Source organism: Mesorhizobium sp. B2-7-1 (assembly GCF_006440735.1).
GTDB lineage: Bacteria > Pseudomonadota > Alphaproteobacteria > Rhizobiales > Rhizobiaceae > Mesorhizobium.
In genome coordinates, this window is sequence record NZ_VFUA01000191.1 from 1 (window position 1) to 4682 (window position 4682).

At 64.5% G+C, this 4682-nt stretch carries 3 protein-coding genes; 1 reads left to right on the forward strand and 2 read right to left on the reverse strand.

The annotated features are described in order from the left end of the window. Nucleotides 1-84 precede the first annotated feature (84 nt). Both FJ471_RS34100 and FJ471_RS34105 read right to left on the reverse strand, forming a co-directional pair. Nucleotides 85-708, reverse strand: coding sequence for a ParB-like protein (locus tag FJ471_RS34100; RefSeq protein ID WP_140811136.1), 624 nt, complete (start codon nt 706-708; stop codon nt 85-87). Further along, nucleotides 705-2435, reverse strand: a complete 1731-nt coding sequence (locus FJ471_RS34105; protein WP_181179947.1) for a SulP family inorganic anion transporter — start codon at nt 2433-2435, stop codon at nt 705-707. Before FJ471_RS34105 ends, FJ471_RS34100 begins: the two co-directional genes overlap by 4 nt. Nucleotides 2436-2608: 173 nt before the next feature. On the opposite strand from FJ471_RS34105, the gene gyrA reads away from it, so the two are divergent. Further along, a partial coding sequence (gyrA, locus tag FJ471_RS34110; protein ID WP_140811150.1) for a DNA gyrase subunit A occupies nt 2609-4682 on the forward strand: 2074 nt, incomplete at its 3' end.

Below are 4682 nucleotides of genomic sequence, written 5' to 3' on the forward strand. Positions count from 1 at the left end.
GCGAACCGCTCTATCCCTTGTTTTTACGCAATTCCGGACGGAAAACCGCTCACACTTTTCCTGGAATTGCTCTAGCTCTTGCCGTCAATCGTCCGTCGGGCCGCACCAGCCCGGCAGGTAATCCGCATCCTTGCTTTTGGCCAAGGCAAGCGCGTCTTTCATCGCCTTGTCGAAATTCTTCGCGACCGCCGCGCGAGCGATGCGGCGGCGCAAGAAATCCGCCCACAGGAATTCGCTGAACGGCGTGGTGTCCTTGGCGAAGCCGCCTTGCCGGCGCAGTTCGCCGGCAAGGCTGCGATAGGGGTCGTCGACAAGCGCGCCAATCGTCTTCGGTATGGCCGCATAGTCTTGGCGCCGGCCGCTCTCGTCGAACGGATGCATCCAGCCGCGGTTGTCGAGGATGAAAAGGAATGCGTCCTTGTCGAGCGCCGACAGATCGGCGATCACCGTCACCAGCACGTCCTTGACGCCTTCCTCGAGGAGCGCGCGGGCGAGATGATGGTGGTCGGTGACGTAGTTGCGTTTTTTGGGACCGAGCACGACCGGCACCATGTGCCTGCCGAGAAAAGCCCCGGTCTGCCTGCGTGCGTCCTGCGCCCGGATCATTTGGCGCTTCAGCCCAACTTCGCGCATGCCGACCGTGATCTGTGTCGGCCTCAGTTCGTCAACGGGGACCGGGGTCACAATCGGTTCTCGGGGGTCAATCATGGCACTCCATCCTGTTCTTTGTGCTGCGGCTTCCCCGGACCAAGTGATTTGATCGCCGCGTCGACGCTGTGGAAGATACGCTCTGTGCCGACAATTTCAGCGATGCCGAACCGCCGCAGCGCCGCCTGGGCGCGCAGCGATTCCATACGTGCGATAGCAAAGACCGCGCCTTTGTCGCGACAATGGCGGATGGCGTCTATCAGCGCCTGGGCGGCGGTGTAGTCGATCTCGACGATGTTGCTGGCCTCCAGCACCACCAGCTTCACGTCGTCGCTCCTGGCGTCGATCAGGTCGGTGAGGCCGCGCTTGAAACGGTCGGCGTTGACGAAGGAAAGCGGCGCCTGGAACGCCGCCACCAGTACGCCGGGGTGCTGCTCGCCGGGGCTGGAACCGCTCGGCGGCCACCAGACCGATGTGCCCGGCACCTGGGCCAGCTCGATCGGCTCCGTGCGCGTCGAACCCCAGATGCCGTGCAGCAACGACAGCCCTATGCCGATCGCGACGCCCGTTTCGATCGGCAGGATGACGATGGCGATCATGGTGATCAGGATCAGCGCGAACTCGATCTTGGCCTGGCGCCAGACCTTGGCGAACACCTGCCAGCGCAGGATATGCTGGGCGACGAACATCAGCACGCCGGCAAGGGCTGCCTGCGGCACGTTGGCAAGCAGGCTGCCGCCGAAAGCGCCGAGCACCAGGACGATGGTCGCAGCGATCAGGCCCGACAGCTGCGAGCGGCCGCCTGTCTGGGCAACGATTGCCGTGCGCGGCGGGCTGGCGTTGACGGCAAAGGCGCCGAACAGGCCGGCCACGATGCTGCCCGCGCCGACGCCGACGAAGTCGCGGTTGATATCGGGTGCTTCGCCGTCCCGAGGCGCGAAGGAGCGGCTGGTGGCCGCCGTCTGCACCATGACGACGATGGCGATCAGCAGGGCGAGCGGGACAAGGGCCTGCGCGTCCTGGAAGTCGGCGGTCGGCATGCCGGGGGCCGGCAGCCCGTTGGGCAAGGCGCCGAGCACTTCGACGCCCCGGTTCTTCAAATCGAAGGCGACAACGCCAAGCGTCGCCAGGGCCATGCCGATCAACGCTGCCGGGATGCGAGCGCTGATATACTCCGAGGCGAAGACAAGGACGAACACGCCAAGCCCGATCGCCAGGCTCCACGGATTGGTGAGGTGGAGATTGGCGGCGATCTCGCCGACGCGCCGCACCGTCTCGCCGCTTTCCGGCGGCAGACCGAGCAAGGAAGGCAGTTGCGAGACGATGATATGGACGGAAATGCCGGCGAGGAAGCCGGTCGTGACCGGCACGGACAGGAGATCGGCGATCCAGCCGAGACGGAAAATGCCGCTGAGCGCCACCAGCAGCCCCACCATCAGCGCCAGCATGGCCGCCAGCGCCAGGTAATGCGGCGAGCCGGAGGCGGCGATCAGCGCCAGGCCCCCGGCGAACAAGGGCGTGATCGTCGAATCCGCGCCGGCCGAGAGGTGGCGGTTGGCGCCGAACAGCGCAAAGGCCACCGAGCCGGCGACGAAGGCGAAGAAGCCGATCTCCGGCGCGAAGCCGCCAAGCCGCGCCGTTGCCATCTGCTCGGGAATGGCGATCGCCGCCAGCGTGATGCCGGCCGCCAGATCGCCGTTGAGGTCCCTGAAGCTCCAGCCGCTCAGCGCCCGCAAGGGCAGCCATGAGGCCAGGTTCACAGCACTTGCGGTTTTTGCCCGATCCATGACCGACCTTGCCGCATGGCGACGAAAATGACCGTGGCCATATCGTCGCAATCAGCGGTATCCATTTGAAATTACCATCAAAATTGTCTCTGGAAAAGTCCGGCCGACATTGGAGTTTCGGCAAGGCTTCCTATATAAGCAGGCAGTGATTCCCGACTGGATTGTGACCTGATTTGACCGACCAGAAGACACCGCGCGGGCCGGACGGCGGCCCCACCGGCATCGAGCCGATTTCGATCATCGAGGAGATGCAGCGCTCCTATCTCGATTACGCCATGAGCGTGATCGTCAGCCGTGCGCTGCCCGATGTGCGCGACGGCCTGAAGCCCGTGCATCGCCGCATCCTCTACGCCTCGCATGAGAGCGGCTACCACTGGAACCGCAAATATGTGAAGTCGGCGCGCCCGGTTGCCGACGTGATGGGTAAATACCATCCGCATGGCGATGCCTCGATCTATGACGCTTTGGTGCGCATGGCGCAGGACTGGTCGCTGCGCGTGCCGCTGATCGACGGTCAGGGCAATTTCGGCTCGATCGACGGCGATCCGCCCGCGGCGATGCGCTACACCGAGTCCAGGCTCACCAAGGTCGCGCATGAATTGCTGGAGGACATCGACAAGGAAACCGTCGATTTCCAGGATACTTACGACGCCTCGGGCAGCGAGCCCAAGGTGCTGCCGGCGCGTTTCCCGAACCTTCTGGTCAACGGCTCCGGCGGCATCGCCGTCGGCATGGCCACCAACATCCCGCCGCACAATCTCAGCGAAGTCTGCAACGGCGCCATCGCCCTCATCGACAATCCGGCGATCGACCTGACGGCGCTGATGGAGATCGTGCCCGGGCCGGATTTCCCGACCGGCGGCATCGTGCTTGGCCGTTCCGGCATCTACAACGCGTATTCGACGGGCCGCGGCTCGATCGTCATGCGCGGCCGCGTCGAGATCGAACAGCGCGGCAACGATCGTGAGTCGATCATCGTCACCGAGATTCCGTATCAGGTGAACAAGGCTTCGATGATCGAGAAGATGGCCGAGCTGGTGCGCGACAAGCGCATCGAGGGCATTTCCGATATCCGCGACGAGAGCGACCGCCAGGGCTACCGCGTCGTCGTCGAATTGAAGCGCGACGCCGTGGCCGATGTCGTCCTCAACCAGCTTTACCGCTTCACGCCGCTGCAGACCTCGTTCGGCGCCAATATGGTGGCGCTCAACGGTGGCAAGCCGGAAGTGCTGACGCTGATCGACATGCTGAAGGCCTTTGTCGGCTTCCGCGAGGAGGTCGTCAGCCGCCGCACGAAATACCTGCTGCGCAAGGCGCGCGAGCGGGCCCATGTGCTGGTCGGCCTTGCGATTGCCGTCGCCAATATCGACGAAGTGATCAAGCTCATCCGCACCGCGCCCGATCCGCAGACGGCGCGCGAGCAGTTGATGGAACGGCGCTGGCCGTCGCACGACGTCGCGCCGCTGATCAAGCTGATCGACGATCCGCGCCATCGCATCAACGAGGACGGCACCTACAATCTCTCCGAGGAGCAGGCTCGCGCCATCCTTGAACTGCGCCTGCAGCGCCTGACCGCGCTCGGCCGCGACGAGATCGCCGACGAGTTGAATCAGATCGGCGCTGAAATCGTTGATTTCCTTGATATTCTGTCGTCGCGCGCCCGCATCCAGCAGATCGTCAAGGACGAGCTGATCGCGGTCCGCGACGAGTTCGGCACGCCGCGCCGCACCGAGCTCTCCGAGGGCGGTTCGGATATGGAAGACGAGGACCTGATCCAGCGCGAGGACATGGTCGTCACCGTCAGCCATTCCGGTTACATCAAGCGCGTGCCGCTGTCGCTCTACCGGGCGCAGCGCCGCGGCGGCAAGGGCCGCTCCGGCATGTCGACCAAGGAAGAGGATTTCGTCACCCGGTTGTTCGTGGCCAACACGCATACGCCGGTGCTGTTCTTCTCCTCGCGCGGCATCGTCTACAAGGAGAAGGTCTGGCGGCTGCCGATCGGCAACCCGCAATCGCGCGGCAAGGCGCTGATCAACATGCTGCCGCTCGAGCAGGGCGAGCGCATCACCACGATCATGCCGCTGCCCGAGGACGAGACCAGCTGGGGCGAGCTCGACGTGATGTTCGCCACGACGCGCGGCACCGTGCGCCGCAACAAGCTGTCCGATTTCGTCCAGGTCAACCGCAACGGCAAGATCGCCATGAAGCTGGAGGAAGAGGGCGACGAGATCCTCGCCGACGAGACCT